23 protein-coding genes are annotated in these 20,373 nt (G+C 59.0%); 4 read left to right on the plus strand and 19 right to left on the minus strand.

What is annotated here, in order from left to right; translation table 11 throughout:
- Window positions 1-38: 38 nt before the first annotated feature.
- Window positions 39-1,265, plus strand: coding sequence for an MFS transporter (locus tag GSF01_RS18515; RefSeq protein ID WP_159886649.1), 1,227 nt, complete (start codon window positions 39-41; stop codon window positions 1,263-1,265).
- A gap of 94 nt (window positions 1,266-1,359) precedes the next feature.
- Entirely contained in the window at window positions 1,360-1,692 is a 333-nt protein-coding gene (locus GSF01_RS18520; protein ID WP_159886651.1) for a MerR family transcriptional regulator, read from the plus strand.
- 168 nt (window positions 1,693-1,860) lie between these two features.
- Here the strand turns inward: GSF01_RS18520 and GSF01_RS18525 are convergent, their stop codons facing one another.
- The 16 genes from GSF01_RS18525 to GSF01_RS18600 all read right to left on the minus strand — a co-directional run bounded on the left by GSF01_RS18525 (window position 1,861) and on the right by GSF01_RS18600 (window position 15,433).
- Window positions 1,861-2,172: a DUF1330 domain-containing protein gene (locus GSF01_RS18525; protein ID WP_159886653.1), complete on the minus strand. Its 312-nt coding sequence runs from the start codon at window positions 2,170-2,172 to the stop codon at window positions 1,861-1,863.
- Between the two features lie 10 nt (window positions 2,173-2,182).
- On the minus strand, window positions 2,183-2,677 hold the full coding sequence (locus tag GSF01_RS18530) for a tautomerase family protein (protein ID WP_159886655.1): 495 nt from the start codon (window positions 2,675-2,677) through the stop codon (window positions 2,183-2,185).
- A complete protein-coding gene (locus GSF01_RS18535) occupies window positions 2,641-3,693 on the minus strand; it encodes an ACP S-malonyltransferase (protein WP_159886657.1) in 1,053 nt (350 codons plus the stop codon). Before GSF01_RS18535 ends, GSF01_RS18530 begins: the two co-directional genes overlap by 37 nt.
- On the minus strand, window positions 3,690-4,568 hold the full coding sequence (locus tag GSF01_RS18540) for a Cof-type HAD-IIB family hydrolase (RefSeq protein ID WP_159886659.1): 879 nt from the start codon (window positions 4,566-4,568) through the stop codon (window positions 3,690-3,692). The genes GSF01_RS18535 and GSF01_RS18540 overlap by 4 nt, the downstream gene beginning before the upstream one ends.
- A complete protein-coding gene (locus GSF01_RS18545; RefSeq protein WP_159886661.1) occupies window positions 4,565-4,834 on the minus strand; it encodes a phosphopantetheine-binding protein in 270 nt (89 codons plus the stop codon). Before GSF01_RS18545 ends, GSF01_RS18540 begins: the two co-directional genes overlap by 4 nt.
- On the minus strand, window positions 4,819-5,715 hold the full coding sequence (locus GSF01_RS18550) for an alpha/beta hydrolase (RefSeq protein WP_159886663.1): 897 nt from the start codon (window positions 5,713-5,715) through the stop codon (window positions 4,819-4,821). Before GSF01_RS18550 ends, GSF01_RS18545 begins: the two co-directional genes overlap by 16 nt.
- 87 nt (window positions 5,716-5,802) lie before the next feature.
- Window positions 5,803-6,807 (minus strand): beta-ketoacyl-ACP synthase III, encoded by a 1,005-nt coding sequence (locus GSF01_RS18555; RefSeq protein WP_159886665.1) that lies wholly within the window; start codon window positions 6,805-6,807, stop codon window positions 5,803-5,805.
- Window positions 6,808-6,815: 8 nt separating this feature from the next.
- Entirely contained in the window at window positions 6,816-7,577 is a 762-nt protein-coding gene (locus GSF01_RS18560) for a holo-ACP synthase (protein ID WP_159886667.1), read from the minus strand.
- On the minus strand, window positions 7,558-8,760 hold the full coding sequence (locus GSF01_RS18565) for a M20 family metallopeptidase (protein ID WP_159886669.1): 1,203 nt from the start codon (window positions 8,758-8,760) through the stop codon (window positions 7,558-7,560). The genes GSF01_RS18560 and GSF01_RS18565 overlap by 20 nt, the downstream gene beginning before the upstream one ends.
- A gap of 89 nt (window positions 8,761-8,849) precedes the next feature.
- Entirely contained in the window at window positions 8,850-9,581 is a 732-nt protein-coding gene (locus GSF01_RS18570) for an ABC transporter ATP-binding protein (protein WP_159886671.1), read from the minus strand.
- The gene (locus GSF01_RS18575) at window positions 9,547-10,356 is read right to left on the minus strand and encodes an ABC transporter ATP-binding protein (RefSeq protein ID WP_159886673.1); all 810 of its coding nucleotides are present in this window, start codon (window positions 10,354-10,356) and stop codon (window positions 9,547-9,549) included. The genes GSF01_RS18570 and GSF01_RS18575 overlap by 35 nt, the downstream gene beginning before the upstream one ends.
- Window positions 10,316-11,305, minus strand: coding sequence for a branched-chain amino acid ABC transporter permease (locus GSF01_RS18580; protein ID WP_159886675.1), 990 nt, complete (start codon window positions 11,303-11,305; stop codon window positions 10,316-10,318). Before GSF01_RS18580 ends, GSF01_RS18575 begins: the two co-directional genes overlap by 41 nt.
- Window positions 11,302-12,177 (minus strand): branched-chain amino acid ABC transporter permease, encoded by an 876-nt coding sequence (locus GSF01_RS18585; protein ID WP_159886677.1) that lies wholly within the window; start codon window positions 12,175-12,177, stop codon window positions 11,302-11,304. Before GSF01_RS18585 ends, GSF01_RS18580 begins: the two co-directional genes overlap by 4 nt.
- A 22-nt stretch (window positions 12,178-12,199) precedes the next feature.
- Window positions 12,200-13,384, minus strand: a complete 1,185-nt coding sequence (locus GSF01_RS18590; protein ID WP_159886679.1) for an ABC transporter substrate-binding protein — start codon at window positions 13,382-13,384, stop codon at window positions 12,200-12,202.
- 107 nt (window positions 13,385-13,491) lie between these two features.
- A complete protein-coding gene (locus tag GSF01_RS18595; RefSeq protein ID WP_159886681.1) occupies window positions 13,492-14,352 on the minus strand; it encodes a VOC family protein in 861 nt (286 codons plus the stop codon).
- Window positions 14,353-14,509: 157 nt separating this feature from the next.
- On the minus strand, window positions 14,510-15,433 hold the full coding sequence (locus tag GSF01_RS18600; protein ID WP_159886683.1) for an alpha/beta hydrolase family protein: 924 nt from the start codon (window positions 15,431-15,433) through the stop codon (window positions 14,510-14,512).
- A gap of 175 nt (window positions 15,434-15,608) precedes the next feature.
- Here GSF01_RS18600 and GSF01_RS18605 point away from each other — a divergent pair, with 175 nt between their 5' ends.
- Both GSF01_RS18605 and GSF01_RS18610 read left to right on the plus strand, forming a co-directional pair.
- On the plus strand, window positions 15,609-15,938 hold the full coding sequence (locus GSF01_RS18605; RefSeq protein ID WP_159886685.1) for a carboxymuconolactone decarboxylase family protein: 330 nt from the start codon (window positions 15,609-15,611) through the stop codon (window positions 15,936-15,938).
- Between the two features lie 327 nt (window positions 15,939-16,265).
- Window positions 16,266-16,481 carry a hypothetical protein gene (locus GSF01_RS18610; RefSeq protein ID WP_159886687.1) on the plus strand — a complete coding sequence of 72 codons (216 nt, stop codon included), beginning with the start codon at window positions 16,266-16,268 and terminating at the stop codon, window positions 16,479-16,481.
- A 276-nt stretch (window positions 16,482-16,757) separates the two neighbouring features.
- Here the strand turns inward: GSF01_RS18610 and GSF01_RS18615 are convergent, their stop codons facing one another.
- The 3 genes from GSF01_RS18615 to xylA all read right to left on the minus strand — a co-directional run bounded on the left by GSF01_RS18615 (window position 16,758) and on the right by xylA (window position 20,120).
- Window positions 16,758-17,093, minus strand: a complete 336-nt coding sequence (locus GSF01_RS18615) for a hypothetical protein (protein ID WP_159886689.1) — start codon at window positions 17,091-17,093, stop codon at window positions 16,758-16,760.
- Between the two features lie 196 nt (window positions 17,094-17,289).
- Entirely contained in the window at window positions 17,290-18,780 is a 1,491-nt protein-coding gene (gene xylB, locus GSF01_RS18620) for a xylulokinase (protein ID WP_159886691.1), read from the minus strand.
- Between the two features lie 23 nt (window positions 18,781-18,803).
- Window positions 18,804-20,120 (minus strand): xylose isomerase, encoded by a 1,317-nt coding sequence (gene xylA, locus GSF01_RS18625; RefSeq protein WP_159886693.1) that lies wholly within the window; start codon window positions 20,118-20,120, stop codon window positions 18,804-18,806.
- Window positions 20,121-20,373 lie beyond the last annotated feature (253 nt).

Consider the following 20,373-nt stretch of genomic DNA (forward strand, 5'->3'; position numbering starts at 1 on the left):
ATAAATGTTTAACTATTACGGATCGGAGTGATGAAAACATGGAACAAACTTTGCTCGCCCCTCATACGGAGTCGGCCCTTCATCCGCGCTATGGTCTCGTCTCCGCCCTGCTCGTCTGGTGCGGACTCGCCGTCGTATCCAGTCTGTACGTGACCGTCTCCATCGGCGGACTTCTGGCCGCACATTATGGCATCACCCTGGCGCAGAGCGCCTGGGCGTCGAGCGCCTTCTCCCTGTTCTACGCCCTCGGGTTTCTGGCCTGCGGGCCGCTATCCGAACGTTACGGACGACGCAGCGTGATCTTGGCCGGCCTGGCGCTGCTGGCCATCATCAGCCCCTTAATCGGGTTCGCCCCCTCCTTCGCCGCACTCGCCGCCCTCCGCGCGCTCCAAGGAGCTGCAGCCTCGACTTTCGCTCCTTCCGCTCTCGCCTACATCATGGAATCGTACCCGGCCGGCAAAAAAGTAACTGCCATCGGACTCGTCAGCACCGGATTTCTGACGGCCGGCATCGTCGGACAGCTGTTCAGCAGTTTCATCGGAGAAAGGCTGGGATGGCCCTATGTATTCCATATCCTGGGGGCCGTTTATCTGATTACCGCACTCGCCGCGCTCCGTCTGCTGCCCCGCGATCGGGCAAAGGGCCTGCCGCTGGCGTTAAGCCAGCTCCCCCGCAAGCTGGTCGGAGTATTCCTGCTGCGCCCGCTGTATGCCTGCTATGCCGTTACCGTCACTCTGCTGTTCGCGTTCGTCGGCATGTATCTTGTACTGGGCCATTACTTGTCTGCTCCTCCGTTCGGCTTGACACCCCCGCAGCTGCTGCTTCTGCGGGCAGCAGGCATCGTCGGGATGGCCGCTTCTCCCTTCGCCGGAGCACTCGTCGCCCGCCGCGGTTCCTATCCCGTGCTGCTGAGCGGACTGACACTCGCTTTGACCGGACTGCTCGGTCTTGCGCTTATCCCAAGCCTGCCCTCCTTGACCGTATTCAGCATCGTGTTCGTCACCGGAATCGCCTTATCCGTGCCAACCCTGATCGCCCTGATCGGCCAATTGGCCGGTCCCTCCAGGGCTTCAGCGGTCTCATTGTACACGTTCATCCTATTCGTCGGAGCCACGCTCGGTCCGGTCGGAGCCACCTTGCTGATGAAGGAATGGGGTGACCGTGCAGCCTTTCTCGGCTTGGCAGGAGCCTTGTCCTTAGGACTGCTGGCCGCTCTCTGGCTGTGGCGCGAGAATCGCTTCCGGACAACCAATGGCATCAACTAGCAAATCAGGCTAGTTGCCATCGGTTCATTGTAAGCGGTCGTCCTTATATACTATAATGGAGACAGCATGGCTTACGTAAAGGGGGCAGCGCAGGATGAGCGCAAACCACGATGAACAGATGTACTACGACTTCGACTTGCTGAGCAAGCTCGTAGTCGGCATCGGAGAGGTCGCCGATATCACGGGCGTGCCGACGCGGAAGATCCGTTACTGGGAGGACAAGGGTATCGTCCGCTCGGTTCAAGAAGCCGACGGCTCCACGAGACGATACGATTACTTGAACATCAAGAAAATCGTACTCGTGCAGGAGCTGCTTGAGGACGGCTACACACTCGATGCGGCGGCCCGCAAGGTCGAGGACCGGATGAAGAACATTAACGATATTTTTCAGAAAATCGCCGACAAGCAGAACGCTCCCCAGCCTTGAAGCGCCGGACGCCGGACGCGCCCCCCAGGCTCTAGTTCCCAGGGCCAGGTAAGGCGGGCGGGTCAGCGGGCGAAGCGGATAACAACGAGCAGCCGCTCCCTTCCGGAACAAGATTTCCGGAAAGGAACGGCTCTTTGCGTTCGCATCTTCACTCCAGCTATCGATGGCCTAGCGGGTCGCCCCTTCATCCAGATCACGCAGAAGGGTCACGGTTACGGAAGCGAACGCCTTCTCCCGGAAGGGGATAACCTCGGCGTACCGGGGGTCCTCCAGCCAGCCTTTTACTTGCTCTTCGTTATCGAACCGAAGCAGGCGGATCGACTCGTCCGGGAACGAGCCCACCAGCCGCTCCCCCGCGTCCCAACGCCGGAAGGCCTGCGCTCCATACTCATCGCGGACCGCCTTAGCCCGCTCCTTGTAGCGCTCCAGCGCCTCCGGCTCCTGCTCGTTGGGCGTCATCGTGACTAGTACCCAGACCAAGCGACCGCCCTCAGCCGCGCCCGGAGGCGGCGGCCACCTGACGGCTCGCTTCCAGGAACGCGGGATGGGCTCCTGTCACGCCGGTCTGGGCCCAATGTCCCGGGGGCAGATCCCGGAACAGGATCAGCACCTTGTCGGCCGGCGTCCCAAGCAGTTCGCCCGTCAAGGCGGTAAGGCCGGCTGCCCATTCGTTTTTCTGCGCCTGCGTATATACGTTCCACACGTCAATGGCAATGACAGCCGTGTTCGACACCGGCGATATCCCATCATGATACGTCTCTTCCGACCCCCAGACGATGGAGCGGCTCTTCTCTGCGAAATCCGGGTCGGCCCCGCTGACGCCGGCCTGTCCCCAGTTCCCCGGAGGGAACTCCCGGATCAGCACCAGTATTTTGTCCGGAGGGATGTTCAGCAGATTGGCTCCGATCTCCGTCGCCCCTCGAATCCACTGTCTCTTCGTTTCCTCCGTTATTCCCGTCCATGTTTCCAATGCGAGAAATGGCATGCTCCCACTAGCTCCTCTCGAAATTCGGATTGTATGTGATCGACAGCGATCCTCAGCGTCTCTGCGTCCTCGACATGCAGAGTAACGGCATCCGGATCGACTGCACGGATCAACCTGCTTAATACCTGCCCCGGCCCCAGCTCGACGAACAGGCGGATGCCCTGGCCGAGCAGGTGGCGAACCGACGCTTCCCACAGTACGGGAGATGTGATCTGCTCGCGCAGCAGCCGCTCCCACGCCTGGCCCTCCTCCGGACGTGCCGTAACATTGGAGACAACAGGCGTGCCGCCCCGATGGAAGAAGACATCGGCCAGCACTGACGCGAACGCACGGGCCGCCGGTTCCATCAGAGGGGAATGAAAAGCCCCGGATACCGCCAGCGGGAACACGGTAACCTCCTCATCCAGCGCCAGCTCGAGCAGCGCATCGACTGACTCGGCGTCTCCCGACACAACGGTCTGCGCCGGTGAGTTGCGATTGGCCGGAACGAGCACTCCGCCGGGCACCACCGCCTGCCGGCACAACCGCTCGATCGTTTCCCCCGGTGCGTCCTTGATCGCGGCCATCGCCCCTCGCTGCATGCCAGACATCAGGCGCCCCCGCTCGGCGATCAGCCGGAGGGCGTCGGCCCGGCTCACGATACCGGCTGCGGCCAACGCGGCGTACTCTCCGGCGCTGTGGCCGGCCATATAAGCCGGGGGATGCGGGAACGCCTCGCGGAACGTCTCCCAGGCCGCCAAGCTAGCAGCCAGCAGGCAGGGCTGCGTATAGGCCGTATCGCTCAGCCGACCCGCGTCGTCCTCCACGAACGATACCTCCCGGATAGGCAGCCCCGTCCACTGCTCCGCCTCCACATATACTTGCTTAGCCGCATCGGACGCGGCAAACAGAGAAGCGCCCATGCCCGTATACTGCGCCCCTTGCCCGGGAAAAACGATCGCATAGGGCAGCGGAGCGGACTTGCGGCTTGACTCTTGGGCATAAGTCGGCTCCCATGGCGGTATGACTTGACTCATAGGCCGAACAGCACCTCCAGCGCAATGGCGACGCCGTCTTCCTCATGAGACAGCGTGACGAACTTCGCCGCCCGCTTCAGCTCCTCCACGGCATTGCCCATCGCCACGCCAAGCCCGGTCGCAGCGAGCATATCGAGATCATTGTAGCTGTCCCCGAAGCTGACGATGTCGTCCGGATCGATTCCGAGCAGAGCGGCCACCGCCAGCACGCCCTTGCCCTTCGAGGTTTCGCCCGGCAGCAGCTGAAGCTGCCAGACGTCATCGAACCAGGGGATCAGCACATGGTCGAACTGCCGGCCGTACCTCGAGCGGGTATGCTGCAATACCTCCTCCAGCTGCTTGCGTCCGCCCATGATCAGCAGCGAGGTCGGTTCCTCCTCGGTATCCGAGAACGCCCCGAGCTGCTTCAAGGGAACGCCAAGCTCGGCGGAAAATCTTTCGCTCCATGGATGCCGGCCCGTTAACAGCACCTCATCGTCGCAGTTCCAATGCACGACCAGCCCTTTGAGCAGCGCCTGCGCGACGGCAAGCCGCACCGCGGGCAGCGGCACCGTCTTGTGCACATAAACGGTGTCGTTGCCCGAGTGCTTGACAAGCGCCCCGTTATGCGACACGACAATGCCGGGAATGCCCAGCAGCTCGGCATGCTCCCTCACGGCGCCCATCATCCGCCCTGTCGCCAGCAGCACGGTTATCCCGCGGGCGGCGACACCCTGGAGCGCTCGGATGGTGCGATCGGACAGCCGGTGGTCGCGACCGAGCAGCGTGCCGTCCATGTCGCATGCCACAAGCTTATAGCCTCCGGGCTTGCGCAGAAGCAGACGGGACAGCTCATTGCCAAGTACAGGATGTTTCTCCTGTGACACCTGGCTCATCGGACGCCTCCCTGCTCCACATATCGGAACGCATCCCCGACCGTTTTCAGACGGCCGGCTTCCGTCGTCGACAGCTTGATCCCATACTTTTGGCGGAGCAGCATGACGATCTTGACCATATCAACCGAGCTGATGCCCACATCCCGCACCCATTCCGCCTCCGGCGTCAGAAGTCCTTCCTCCTTTTTCAGCTTGTGCGCCGCCTGGGCCCGAAAATCGGCAAAAGACGGCCGCGATGAATCGATATGCGCTACTTGCTCGCCCATGCGGCTTCCCCCTCTCTTTCATTCTGTATCTGCAGCGCGCCGTAACCTTCATGAACAGCGGCTAAGAGACTGTCGAGCTGTGCGCCCGCCAAGGTCGGCAGGAACCAATCGACTGTCAGCTCGAACAGCTCCTCCTTATGGTAGGGGAAGGAATGATGCGCCCCTTCCAGCACGATAAGCCGCTTGTCGGCAGCGGCCTCCGCAGCCGGTACGCTTCTCTCGAAGGCCGACCGTATCTCGCTAACCGGCACAAGCCCATCCTCCGAACCGTGGATAAGCAGCAGCGGCGTTCGGATGCGTTCCAGCGTTTCCGCCAGATCGAACCGTCCGGACTCCGCCTGCACGATGGCCGGACCGCAGCTGAACAGCTGCTCGTTGTAGATAAAGTCCGCCTCATCGCCCTCCTCCAGCAGGCTAAAAGCATCTTCTCCGACCATAGCCGATACGGTGCCGCGCAAATCGGTGAACGGCGCCCAGGCCACCGTCCGGTAAATACGGGCATCCCCCGCCGCTCCGCGCAAAGCCGTCACAGCTCCCATGCAATGCCCGACGACGCCTATCCGGTCTGGATCGACACCGGCAAACTGCGCCGCCGTAGAGATGGCCGCGTGCAGATCTTCCAGCTCCCGATCGAGCGTCAGCTCGGTCAACTCCCCATCGCTATCGCCCGATCCAGCGAAGTCGAAGCGGAATACCGATACGTTCCGTCTGGCCGCATAGCGCGCAAACTCGACGAACCTCCGGCTTCCGCCGATTTTGGTGCCTGCAAATCCATGGCATACGATCAGGCAGGGCCGAAGCCCTTCACCCTCGCCATGATGCAGCACACCGACCAGCTCCTGATTTCTGCTATTGCGAAACACAACCGCCTCCAGCGCCATGATGGCTTCCTCCCGTGTTCTTTTTTTTAGAAGTTATCTCTAAGCTTTTCACCGTGTTTGTAAATTCGACTTGAACCCACGCGCACTTCAAGATGCCTGTATGCGGCGAAAGCTATCTCCCCAGCGAATAATGCTGGCCCCGCAAGTCAGTCCGGCTCCGAAGCCGGCTATCAGTATGTAGTCGCCCGGCTCCACCCTTCCCTGTCCCACGGCTTCCTCCAATGCAAGCGGTATCGACGCAGCCGACGTATTGCCTACCTTCTGCAAATGGATATAGAACCGCTCCAACGGAACATTCAGGCTATCCGCAATCTCCTCGACGATATGCACATTCGCCTGATGGGGAACGATCAGCCGAATGTCGTCCAAAGCGATGCCCGTCCGCTCGCAAGCGTCCAGAATCGTCTCGCAGACGATCGGTACGACTTCCTGGAACAGCTCCGGCCCCTTCATCTTCAGCACATGCTGCCGGCTCTCGACGGTATGCGCCGTCGCGGGTTGTGCCGTTCCGCCTGCGGGCATATACAGCAGCTCCTTGCCGGAGCCGTCCGAACGGAAGGCTCCGCCGAGCAGCAGTTCGGCGTCCGCGCTTTCGAGCAAGGCAGCGCCTGCGCCGTCCCCGAACAACACGCAGGTGGACCGGTCCTCCCAGTCCAGATACCTGGAGATCACTTCCGACCCGATCACCAGCGCATTGCGGACCGAGCCGCCTTTGACGAACTGGGCCGCTACCTCCAGCGCATAGACAAAGCCCGAGCAGGCTGCGGACAAATCGAAGGCGAACGCCCGGGTCGCTCCAAGCTCATGCTGCACGAGGCACGCCGTCGACGGGAAAGGATGATCGGGCATCATCGTGGCCACGACGATCAGCTCCACCCGCTCCGGCGCCAGTCCGCGCCGTTCCAGCGCTGACCGGGCCGCCCGCACCGCGAGCGTGGACGTCGTTTCTCCAGGTGCGGCGATGCGGCGCTCTTCGATTCCTGTTCTTGATCGTATCCAATCATCGGAGGTGTCGACCGTCGCCGCCAGCTCATCGTTCGTAAGAATTCGTTCAGGCAAGTAGGTCCCGATAGCAGTTAAGGCAACCCCCATACATCCATTCACTCCTTATCATGTTCTTGCTCAGTTTCTCTTCTCCGTCGCTTCACCGGAATGGAGCGGACCGGATCGCCCGCCGCTTCGGCTCTCCCGGAGCCGACTGCGACTGCCAGGGCATAATCCCGGTGATGGCTGATGCTCAGCTCCAGCCGCTCCAGGCCGCAGAGGCTCCAGGCTGCCAGAGCGGACCCGCGCAGGCGGACCTGAGGCCTGCCTCCATGAAAGCGGCGAACCTCAATATCGGTCAGCTCGATCCGGTCAAGCCCGCAGCTCAGCACCTTCATCACCGCCTCCTTGGCCGCGAACCGGCCGGCCAGCCTCTCCAGCAAGCCGGGAGGCGCACTCAGCCTCAGCTCCGAAGGCGAATGGACGCTTGCCAGCCCCAGCGACTGCTCAGCGTAGGATTCGCCTTCTTTAGCCGCCAATCCCGGCGCTGCCCTTGTTTCCGACGGCGCAACAGAATGCACGACAGCCGGCCTCCCCGTCTTAGCCCCGCTATGCTCCGCCCTTCTCCGCCATGCGTCGCGACTCGATTCAAGCGGGCCTGTCACTTCCTCCCATTCCTCGCGCGTCAGCCAGACCTCGTCGGCATCCGGATACAGATCAGTCATATCCCCTACGTGCACAAGGTCCACGCCGACTCGCAGTCCGGGGCCTCCGACCTCCGACCATGCCGTCCGGTCCGCCCGCCCTTGCCCCCGGTCTTCGGCACTTGCATCATCCCGCCACAGCTCCCGACCGCTTCTAATCCGTCTTCGCATCATGCAAAAACGTATGCGCAATCCGCACGAACAGCCTCACGCCGATAGCAAGCGAATCCTCGTCGATCGTAAATCGGGCATGATGGTGCGGATGCACAATGCCCAAGGCTGCATTGCCCGCCCCGATATTGAAGAAAGCGCCAGGGGCCGCCTGCTGGTAAGCCGAGAAATCCTCGCCCCCCATAATCGGCCTCTGGATAACAACCGCCTCCCGGCCGAGCAGACCTACCGCCGCTTCCTCGATGACCCTCGTCAGCGATTCGTCGTTTACGACCGGGCGATAGCCATAGTCGTATTGGAATTCATACTCGGCGCCATGAGCCTCCGTAATGCCTTTTACAATCTGCCGGATTCGCTCGGGAACCGATTGCCGCAGCGTCTGATCGAAGCTGCGGACCGTGCCTCCCAGCTCAGCGGTTCCGGGGATCACGTTATGCGCCGTGCCGCCGTGAAACTCCGTTACCGACAGCACGAGCCTCTCCAGCGGATCGGTGTTGCGCGAGACGATCTGCTGCAGATTCGTTACAAGCTGAGCCCCGATAATAATCGGATCGACCGTTTGATGCGGCATCGCTGCATGCCCGCTGACGCCGCGTACGGTGATGCGGAACGTATCCGGAGCGGCCAGCATCGGGCCATAGGCGACCGCCACCTTGCCTGTCTCCAGCGGTGAAAACAGATGCGCGCCGATGACGGCGTCCACCCCGTCCAGCACACCCGCGTCGACCAGCTGTTGGGCACCCCCGGGCGGCAGCTCCTCGGCATGCTGGAACAGGAAGAGGATCTCGCCGCGCAGCTGCTCCCGCCGCTCGCTAAGGATGCGGGCCGCTCCCAGCAGAACGGCCGCATGCCCGTCATGACCGCAGGCATGCATGACGCCGGGATTCTCCGAGGCGAACTCGAACTCGTTCTCCTCCTTGACCGGTAGCGCGTCGATATCGGCCCGCAGCGCCAGCACGCGGCCGGGCTGGCCGCCGGTAAGTCGTCCGACCACGCTCGTCGGCGTCGGCCGGCTGATCTCGATTCCTTCGAACGAGCTCAGCGTATCTGCAATGAACTGGGCGGTCGCATGCTCCTCGAAGGACAGCTCCGGATGACGGTGAAAGTGGCGCCGCCAGGCAATAACCTGTCGAATCAGCCCTTCGGATACCCCCTCTTCATCCTTGTCAACCTTATGGATACTCATGTTTGTCAGCCTCCCTGCGTGGATTGAATTTGCTGATTGCTTCAGGCGTCATTCACTTCGGCTGCCACTTGCTTCAGCTGTCGTCAGCTTCAGCCGTGTGCCGTCTGCCCGCTCTGCGCGCCGCCCCCCAGATAGGCGGACATCAGTCCGCCATCCAGACGGAGCCTTGCCGCCTCTCCCTCCAGCACGACGCGTCCGGATTGCAGCACGTAAGCACGATGGGCGCAGCTTAGCGCCAGATTGACATTTTGCTCGACGAGCAGCACCGTCACCCCCCGGGCATGAATCTCGCGAATAATGCGGTATACGCTGCGGACAATGAGCGGGGCCAGCCCCAGCGAAGGCTCATCGAGCAGCAGCAAGGACGGCCTCGCCATCAGCGCTCGGCCGAGAGCCAGCATCTGCTGCTCGCCCCCGCTCAGGCTGCCCGCCCGCTGCTTCCTGCGCTCCAGCAGCACCGGGAACAAGTCGTACACGTAGTCGAAATCTCGCCTAGCTGTCCGCCATCCGTGACGGTACGCGCCCAGGTGTAGATTGTCTTCGACCGTCAGGTCGGCAAAAATCCGCCTTCCCTCCGGCACGTGGCCGATGCCCAGATGGGGAATCCGGTGCGCAGCCAGCTTCGTCGTCTCCTGGCCCGAGAAACGGATCGAACCGGCAGAGGGGCGTACCAGCCCCGAGATAGCTCTTAGCACGGTCGACTTGCCCGCGCCGTTCGCGCCGATCAGGCCGACAATTTGGCCTTCCCCCACCTGCAGAGAAATGTCATGTATGACGGGACCGGAGTCATACCCCGCCGTAAGGCGTTCCAAGCTCAGCATGTTCGTCCTCCACTCCCAAATAAGCTTCCCGGACTGCCGGGCTTCGCCTCACTTCCTCCGGCGTCCCCTCGAATAGGGACTTGCCGCAGTCGAGCACCCGGATGCGGTCGCACAGCTCCATCACGACATCCATGTCGTGCTCGATCAGCACAAAGGTGAGCTGATGCGTGCGCTTAACCTGCTTCAACAGCTCGACCAACTGCCGGCCTTCCGCAGGATTCATCCCGGCCGCCGGCTCGTCAAGCAGCAGCAGCTTGGGGAAGGCAGCCAGCGCCCGGGCGATTTCCAGCCTCCGCTGATCGCCATAGGACAGGTGTACGGACAATTCGTCCGCATGGCGCGCCAGCCCGAACGTCTCGAGCAGCTCTGCCGCATGATCTTGGAGCTGGCGCTCCCTGCTGCGGAACAATCGTCCTTGCGCCAGACTGCGACATGGGTGGCGGTCACTGGACGCGTGCATCCCGGCCAGCACATTTTCGAACACGGTCAATTGCTTGAACAAACGAATATTTTGGAACGTTCGCGAGACGCCCCTGGCTGCGAATTCCTCCGCCCCGCACCCAGTCAGATGCCGGCCGGCGACGGCAATTTCCCCTGAGGTCGGCTTGATCGTCCCGCTGAGCAGATTGAACACCGTTGTCTTCCCGGCTCCGTTCGGACCGATCAGGCCGACGAACTCTCCCTCCTGCACAGACAGGTGCAGCTCCTCCACAGCGCGAATACCTCCGAAGGACTTACTCAGTCCCTTGACTTCCAGCAGCGGTTGTCCGGGCATGGGTCTTCATCCTCCTTCTCCGCCGTATCTCCCCCCTTGGCCGAACTCCCCCGTCACCCAGCAGCCCGCCCGGCCGCAGCAGCAGCACCACCGTCAGAATAAGGCCATACAGCAGGAACCGGTAATCCTGCATTCCCCTCAGCCATTCGGGAAGCACCGTGAACAAGGCGGCTCCGAGAAGCGGTCCGAGCAGATGATTCATGCCTCCGGTGATAACCATGGCCAGCAGCATAAACGATTCTGCGGGACTGAATGAATTAAAATTGATGAATGCCATATAATGGGCGAACAAGCTGCCCGCCAGACCGGCGAGGCCGGCCGACAGGGTGAACGCCAGCGCCTTGTACCGCAGTACGCGGATACCCAGCGTGGCGGCGACGATCTCATCCTCGCGGATGGAAACGAGCGCCCGGCCGATCGGCGAGCGGTACAGCCGCTGAAGGAGCCACAGCGTGAGCGCAAGCAGGGCAAGCGAGAAATAATACATGCTCCGGTCCGTGGCAAGCACGTAGCCGGGCAGGGCGGGCAGCGGAATACCCGGCACGCCGTTCGGTCCATTCGTCAAGCTCTCCCAATTCAACAGGAGCATCTGGACGATAATGCCGAACGCCATCGTCCCCATGGCGAAAAAATGTCCCTTCAGCTTTAGCAGCGGAACAGACACCGCCAGACCGATAACAGCAGACAGCAAGGCGGCGGAAGCCAGCGCAGCCAAAAACGGCGTACCGGCCTTTACCGACAGCAAGGCCGACGTATAGGCGCCAATGCCGAAGAATGCGGAATGCCCGGCCGAGATGATGCGGAGCCTGCCGACCAGAATTCCGAGGCTCGTCGCCAGCAGGCCGAAGATCAGCGTCATCACCCCGATGCGCTGGTAATAGGGATCTGCGAACACAAGCGGGAACGCTATGGCCGCCAGCAGCATCGGCAGTATGACAGCGGCCTTCACAGCTTCTCCTCCACCCGCTTGCCGAGCAGCCCGTTCGGACGCAGCAGCAGCACGAGGATCAGTACGGTCATCTCTACCAAATCCTGATACGCTACGTTCAGGAAGCCGGCCGTCAGCACCTCCAATACGCCAAGCGCGACGCCTCCCGCCACGGCGCCGGACAAGCTGCCGAGTCCGCCCATCAGCGTGGCGGCGAAGGCCTTCAGCCCTACGGAGAAGCCGAGAGAAGGGAAGATCGCCCCGTACAGGGCACCCACCAGCACGCTGGCCGCGCCGGCAAACGCGGAGCCGACTACGAACGTGAGCATGATCATCCGCTCGGTAGGAATGCCCATCAGCTGCGCCGTCTGCGGATCGGATGCCGTCGCCCGCAGCGCCCGTCCCGTACGCGTCCTCAGTATCCAATAGTTGAATACCAGCATAAGCCCCAATGTGATCCCAAGAATCCAAATCCGCTGCCCGGAAATTCGCAGACCCCCGATAACCAGATCGGCAGGCTTCCAATCGATGGCAAGCGTATGCTGCTCCGGACCCCACAGCAAAATAGCCGCATTTTGCAAAATTAGCGATACACCGATGCCACTGATAAGCGGAACGATCTCATGCGCCTGCCGGTAAGGGCGGAACGCCAGCCGTTCGGTCAGAAGTCCCAGCACTGCCGCGACGGCGATGCCTGCCGCCAGCAGCACAGGAAACGGAAGATGCGCATAAATTCCGATCAGGGTCATAACCAGGTATCCCGTAAACATAAACACATCGCCATGCGCGATATGCATCAGCTTCAGCACGCCGAAGATCAGCGTGAAGCCGAGGGCTATCAGCGCATAAACTCCGCCAAGCGTCAGCCCGTTAACCAATTGCTCCAGCAGCATGAAGCCCCAACCTCCGGTCCGATTATTTGGTCAGAGCGAACTTTCCGTTTTTGACCACCAGATTCGTGTACGTTTTGTTCGTGTCGCTTCGGTTCTCATCGAAAGCAGCCACGCCCGTTACGAGCCGGAAGTCCTTGATGCCTGCCAGCGAATCGCGGATACCCGAGCGTGTAGCCCCGCCTCTGCGGATCGCCTCCAGTATCAGATTCGTCGAATCGTAAGCAAGCGCCTCGAAAAAACCAGGGTCCGCTTGACCGAATTGCTGCTTGTAGTCGCTCACAAATTTTTTGCCGGTCGGATCATCCGTCTCCGGAAAGAATAGAGCGTCCAGATAGAAGCCTTCGACGACCTCCGGGTCCTTCAAAAACTCCTCCGTATAGAAGGTGGCCGGCCCGAAAAATTGCGTCTCGATGCCAAGCTGCTTCGCCTGCTTCAGGATCAGTACCCCCTCATTCACCAGGCTTGCCAGCACGATCCCGTCCGGCTTCGTCCCCTTGATCTTCGTCAGCGCCGCCGTAAAATCAATGCCTTGACCCGGCGGATACGACTCATATGCAACTACCTTGCCGCCAAGCCCTTCGATGTGCTTCTTCAAAAATTCCGCCTCGGACTTGCCCCAATCCGAATTGATATACAGAATGGCGATGGACTTCTTGCCCTGCTTATTCACGATAAAGTCGGAGTTATACTTCGTCTCGATTTCAGTCGTGGCGCAGCTGCGGAAGATCCACGTATTTTCCTTCTTGGTGATGTCCGGATGCGAGCCCGTCGGCGTAATCATCGGAATCTGGCTGCGGTTGTAGATCGGGATCGCCGCCAGCGTCGCCGAGCTGCTCCAGTGGCCGACGACAGCCAGATTAGCCGGATCCGAAGCTAGCTTCTGGGCCGTATTGGCGGCTTCCTTCGGATCGTTCTTGTCATCGCCATATACGAGCTTTACCTTGCGCCCCTGATAACCGCCGGCTGCGTTGAACTGGGCGACGGCGAGCTCCGCTCCATTCTTGAACGACTTGCCATAGGTGGCCCCGTCTCCAGTGAACGGACCCGCTACGGCCAGCGCTATATCTTCAGCAGGCTTGGCGGCTGCAGCCGGTTCCGCTTGAGGCTGAACACCACAACCAACTATTCCAATAAAAATAGTCGACATTAGACCAAATGAAAACCATCTTCTTCCCGTCTTCTTTGTATGCTTGCCAAACTGGCTCATATGTAACAACCCCCATGACCGATATGTAGATATGGCCCTGCCTCAACTTCTGCTGTCTCAACTTCTGCGGACGGACTTGTTGCCTTCCATCTTGCATAGCCGCACCGTCATTCCAGGAGCCGCCAGATTGCCCCCAGCTGCTCCTGCTGCCGGCCCGATTCCTCCCCTGCACGATCCGGGCTTTGCAGCATCTGCCCGTACTCCGCGCCTCTGATGACATGCCCGGGCTTCAATGCGATCAGAATCGGCCGGGGTCCCCGCCTGTCCAGCCGCTCCTGCAACGGTCCGGGACCTGTCGGCGACAAGAAGACAAGATCCCCTCCCGGAAGCTTCAACGTATGCCCCCGTGCCCGCAGCCTATCATCCTCCACTACCGGTCCTACGGACAGGCCGAACCACCTGCCCCATTCGAATGCCGTCTTCTCTGCATCGTCCACGGCAAGTCCGATGTAGACCAGCTCCAGGCCTCCCGGCCGCAGCGCGCCGTCACGCTCCAGCTCCAGACTTCGTTCTGCGTCCTCCTGTTCCCACTGGATGACGAACGGCGGCGGAAGCGCTCCGTCCGACGGTTCGAGCAATGCCATCGTCCAGCGTACAACCGTTCCATCCGGACGCTCCCTGCTTCCCTGGAACGGTCCGAGTACGGCCAGCCCCCGGTCCCTTAACCCCGCCACCGTCGCTTCCATATCCGACGTACGGATCGCCAGCGTCCCCGGTCCCTCAGACAAGGCCAGATCCGACAACAGCTGGCGCATCACGGGGATATGCGATGCCCGCTCCGTCGCCGCCCGGTCGTATACGCCCAGCAATTCTACATAACTGAGACCGAAGTAAACGAGCGCATTTTCCGTTCCGAGCGACTCATGCTTGCCGCCAGTTACCACATGAAAGCCCGATTGCCGTAATTGATCTGCGGCCGCAGCCGTATCCCTTACAAAATGCACCAGATGATCGAACGCTAAGCCCACCAGCCTTCATCCCCTCCCCCAAAGCTCCTCTATATGCGAAAGAGGCCTCGTACGTCCGATGCGGGTCATCCTGGGATGACGCGGACATATTCGAGACCTCTAGCGAACTAGTCGGTTGACTTTACTTTTAGTAATTGTAACATAATTACATTAGTTGTCAATAAGTTACTTTTTGATTATTTTCCAAAAAAGAAAGTGTAGCCTCAAGCGCCTGTTCCAAATAGGGCGTCGTTCCTTGAAAGGGATGAACGGCGCCGAAGGTGTGATTGCCGCCCTCGATCGTAACGATCGCCTTCGCATGACGGGGGCTTGCCTGACGGAGCGTCTCGAACCCGGCTTTCAGCCGCGGGGAATCCTGATCGCCCTGCACCTGCAGCACCGGGGCCTCAATCTCCTGCAGCCTGCGGGCGATATCATAGCGTTCGCCATGCAGGCGCAAATCCTCATAGAATACGGCCCGGATCGGCATCTCCTGCTTCGTTCTCGCATTCGCTACGTATGCCACCCCGTCCTGTGCAATCCGCTCCTTGAACGCATCATCGAACAGATCGGGATTGGCGTTGCCATTCCACGTCGTTACTGAACGAATCTCCGGATGCTCCGCTGCTGCGAGGATACTGTTGCCGCCGCCTCTGCTATGACCCAGCAGATGAATCCGTCCGGCATCGGCATATTCGCCGAACGGCAAACTTCCTGCCTTTACGGCACCGAGCAATAGCTTCAGATCCTGCTGCTCCCGTGAGTACGTATTGACCGCGAATTTGTCCAGCTCATCGAAGTCCCTCTCATTGACCCCGTTGCAGGAGAAATTAAATGTTACCGTGTAAAAGCCGCGAGACGCAAAACGTTCCGCCACATACGGGAAAAACCCCCAATCCTTGAAGCCCTTGAAGCCATGGCTAATGATCAGCACCGGAAGACGCACACCTGCGGATTCGGCATCCTCCTCCGAACGCTCGCCCTCCCTTCCATGGGCTATCCGCACCTCGCCTCGGATGTAAAGCGGCTCTCCATTCTCCAAAGTCCCTGCATCCAGAATAAATGATTCCCGGTTAACCTGAACTTCCGCCGATTGAGACATGTTTCCCGCTTCCCTTCTATAAGCAATATACCTGCCATTAAACTATAGCAGTTTTGTCGGAATATTTTTATTGTAACATATTGACCTATTTTGATAAAGTGTTACAATTGAAAAAAAAGGAAATCGCTGAGCGTTCCCTTTTTTCATCTCCCCCTATTCGAAAGGAGCTATATCCATGAAAAATCCCGATTTCGAGCTTTTTGCCCAACTATTCCCTGGTACCGCCGATCATTTCCGTGCGCTCCACCGGTCGGTCATAGCGGAATCCGTACTGGATCCGAAAACGCAGCAGTTGATTTATATTTCCAACCTCGCTGCACTCGGCTACGCGCCCGCCGTCAAATCCCATATCCCGCTCGCCCTCCGGGCAGGCGCAAGCAAGGAAGAAATTCTCGCTTCCCTGCTGACTAGCATACCGGCAGGCGGCCTCGTTCCCGTCCTCCCTGTGCTCAGGGAAGTCGCCGATACCATCGACGAGTTTCTGGCCGCTCAAGCCGCAGGCTGATTAGCGACGATTCGTTCTTTGGCTTTCTGAGACCTAGCCTGATCCGGCCCGGCGTTCCACCAACGCCGGGCTTTTTGGCGTGCTTGCCTCTGAAGCCAGGGTAGAGCTGTACGCCTTTGCACCTTCAGCGAAGCACAAAAACCTCAATCGCACCGCTTCTCCGAAGCCTGCACGTTGAGGTTTACATCAATTCCGATTTGATTAATAAGTTTAATATAATATCACAACCCCGCAGAAATAACAAGAAAAAATTATTGACTTCCCTACCATAATATAGTAATCTCATAAATGAATTAACCAACCCAATAGAAAAGAGGAGAAACAACGATGGAAAAAATGTGCATGAACATGATGATGACGATGTGCATGAAGGACATGATGACCCGCATGGAGTGTATGAAGATGATGATGGACAACATGTCCTCCATGAACATGATGGAAAGCATGGATATGGACATGATGATGAAGAACATGCAGCAATGCGATGAGATGATGACCATGATGATGAACATGATGGCCGAGGCTAAACAATCCGCTATGTAATTTGATCTGGCACTTCGACTTCCAGGCGTTCCTACGAAACTCCCATTCGCAGACGCCCTAGCAGAACAGTCCTCTGTATGCTCCCCAGCATAGACTTACCTGATCGTGATGGCACATTAGACAACTAACTGCCTTCATTTTTTTATTTCTTCCTTCGTTCTACTCTTGCCGAGCACTCCATCCTTCTTCCTTCTCCTGGCAGACCCGCGTCTCTATGCGCAAGTTCTCTCTGTTCTTCCTCTATTATATCCGATATCGCCTTGAGCCCGCGACGGCTTATCCCGTATACGATACGATTTTGCGGCTCACTTCCAATCGGCGTTTTTTCAAATCCATGACCGTCTCCCGCATCTTGGCCCTCTCGTACAGGCTCCGGCTTTGTTGAAGCTGGGCAAACAGGTCGAGCAGCTTTTTGTTCAAAGCGGCAAATTCACGCCATAATTCACGCTGAATGGCCTCCTGAACATTGTCCGCTGCCAAATGCTGCTCATGACGGAGCGTATGCATGATCTGCGCCTGCCACTCCGTATCCCCAAGCGTTCCAGCGAAATTATATAAATCCAGATAATCGTCAAACCAGGATTTAAGTATGTTTTGTTTGATGTCGACCATGTCCGGACCTTCTTTCGTTCATCGTTCTTATATGGCAGCAACCCTATACCAAGTATTATACTAGGATTAATTTGTTTTGCAACACCTTTTTATCATTTTCTTAGCTGCTTCCGTTGCGGTCCTTGACATAGCAAAAGCCCCGTACCTTCGAAAGGTACAGGGCCTGAGCTTATTCCTGCGAGCACTATTCGCCCGACTATCTAAAAGCATGGAGCTTGTGGTTCAGCTCCCGCGTGCTTTCATAAACATCGCGGTAGAGCTGGAACAGCTCCTGGTATACCGCTGCGCGCTCCTTATTCGGCTCGAACGTACGGGCCCGATGTACGAATACGGAGGCGCAGTCACGCAGATTGTCGAACCAGCCCGAGCCTACGGCAGCCAGCATCGCCGCTCCAAGCGCTGGCCCCTGCTCGTTCTCCAGACTGACCACGGACGCGTCGAAAATATCGGCCTGCATCTGCAGCCACAGCTCGCTCTTGGCCCCTCCTCCGATGGAGACGATGGTACCGACCTTCACGCCGGCCTCTCGCAATCGCTCCACAGACTCGTTCAAGGAGAAGGTGATGCCTTCCAGCACCGCACGGGTAAGATGCTCGCGCCGATGCGATCCATCCAGTCCGATAAAACTCCCCCGAATAGCCGAATCGGCATGTGGTGTCCGCTCCCCGACCAGATAGGGGGTGAACAGCAGACCGCCGGACCCAACCGGCACTTCGCCGGCAGCAGCCACGAAAGCATCGAAGGTTTCATCGGGAGCCACCGTCTTCTTCAGCCAATCCAGGCTGTAACCGGCCGCCAGCGTAACGCCCATCGCATAGTAGGTGCCAGGCTGCGCGTGATTGAAGAAATGCAGCTTGCCGCCAAAATCACGATCCTGCTCTTCGTAGGAAAGCAGCACGCCGGACGTTCCAATGCTGCACAATGCGGCGCCCGCTTCTACGATCCCGGCTCCTACAGCTCCGCAGGCATTGTCCGCCCCTCCGGCAAATACACGCGTCGAAGTAGACAAGCCGGAGCGGCTGGCGAATTCAGGCTGCACCGTTCCCGTCTGCTCCAAGGAGCCGACTAGCGGCGGGCAAAGCTTCCTGTCGAGCCCGAAGGCCTCGCAAATCTCATCGCTCCAGTTAGCCCCGGTAACGTTCAGCAGCAGCGTTCCGGCCGCATCGCTCAGATCCATATGCAGGCTGCCCGTAATCCGGTAACGGAGGTAGTCCTTCGGCAGCAAAAACACGGCAGCCCGGGCTAGCAGCTCCGGCTCATGCTCCTGCACCCATAGCAGCTTGGGCAGCGTAAAGCCTTCCAGCGCCGCATTCTTCGTCTCGGCCAGAAGCCGCTCGCCCAGGACTGACTCAATCCTGCGGCACTGCGGCGTCGTACGGGTGTCATTCCACAGAATAGCCGGGCGCAGTACGCGCCCTTCGGCGTCCAGCAGCACGAGGCCGTGCATTTGACCGGAGAAGCTGATGCCCTCCACCTCGTCCGGACTTACCTTGGTCTGCTCCAGGAGCGCGCGCAAGGCTTCGACCGTCTGCTCCACCCAATGTTCGGGGTCCTGCTCGCTGTAACCGGCTTGCGGCTGCATCAGAGGGTAGGAGCGGGAAGCCTCCCCGCACAGCTCCCCCTGCTTATTGACGAGTAGCGCCTTCACGGAGCCGGTTCCCAGATCAATGCCAATTACATAACTCATGGCTCATGGCCTCCCCTTCCGGCTTATACCGAGAAGATATACTCGTTAAGCTGAGCCTTGATGCGCTCCAGCTGACCGGATCTCGTGCGGATCGCACGGTCGTTGGCCAGCGCGTACTGCTCCAGCTTGCGGAAATCGGTTTTTCCGGACACGATGTCCAGGCCGATGCCGCTTTCGAATGTGCTGTAGCGTTCCTTCACAAGCTGCTCGAAGAACCCATCCTCAACCAGCTTCGCTGCGACCTTCAGACCTTTCGCAAACGTATCGATCCCCGCGATATGAGCGTGGAACAAATCCTCAGGCTCGAACGAAGAGCGTCTGACTTTGGCATCGAAGTTAACTCCGCCGGAGCCGAGACCGCCGTTTTGCAGGATTTCATACATCGCCAGCGTTACCGCATACAGGTCGGTAGGGAATTCATCCGTATCCCAGCCGAGCAGCAGGTCGCCCTGGTTGGCATCGATGGAGCCCAGCATCCCGTTGATCCGCGCCACGCGCAGCTCATGCTCGAACGTATGCCCGGCAAGCGTCGCATGGTTCGCTTCAAGATTCAGCTTGAAATCTTTATCCAGACCGTATTTCTGCAGGAAAGCAATCGTGGTGGCCGCATCGAAATCGTATTGGTGCTTGGAAGGCTCCTTCGGCTTAGGCTCGATCAGGAACTGCCCAGTGAAGCCGATTTCTTTGGCGTAGGCCAGTGCCATATGGTAGAAGCGGGCCAGGTTATCCAGTTCCAGCTCCAGGTTCGTGTTCAGCAGCGATTCATAGCCTTCACGGCCTCCCCAGAACACATAGTTCTCTGCGCCGAGCTGAACTGCGGTTTCGAGGCCCTTCTTGACTTGCGCCGCCGCATAAGCATATACCTCGGCATGGGAGGTAGTCGCAGCGCCGTGGACGAAGCGTGGGTTCGAGAACATGTTCGCCGTATTCCACAGCAGCTTGATCCCGCTCGACTTCATATGATCGCCGATCAGTCCTACGATCACATCCAAGTTTTCGTTCGTTTCCTTCAGCGAGTCGCCTTCCGGAGCGATGTCGCGGTCATGGAAGCAGAAGTAAGGCGTACCCAACTTCTCCATAAATTCGAAAGCCGCTTCGACACGTACCTTGGCCAGATCAAGCCCGCTGTAGGAGCTCCATGGACGGATCGCCGTGTCGGAGCCGAACGGATCGCTGCCGCCAGCCGTCAAGGTGTGCCAGTAAGCGACCGCAAAACGCAGGTGCTCTTCCTGCGTCTTGCCCAGGATCACCTCGGATTTGTTATAATGCTTGAACGCAAACGGGTTCTTGGACTCTCTTCCCTCATAGGCAATCGCTGGAACTGAACTGAAATAACTCACTGTGGATTCCTCCCGGAACGTTTATTTAGTGGATGAATGGGGTATTATGGTACCGCTTACCCGTATCTTAACACGGGCAACTTAGTTTGTCTAGTAAACAAACTTACGAAGCATAATAATTCTTACTATATAGATTGAACTGAAAAACTTCATACCTGAACAAGCAGACGGTCTATGACTTCAAGAGGCGATTTATTGATCCGTTTCATGAAAGCAGCGACATGAGAACGAATCACATAAAACTTATGGAAAA

Source organism: Paenibacillus puerhi (assembly GCF_009846885.1).
GTDB classification, from domain to species: domain Bacteria; phylum Bacillota; class Bacilli; order Paenibacillales; family NBRC-103111; genus Paenibacillus_G; species Paenibacillus_G puerhi.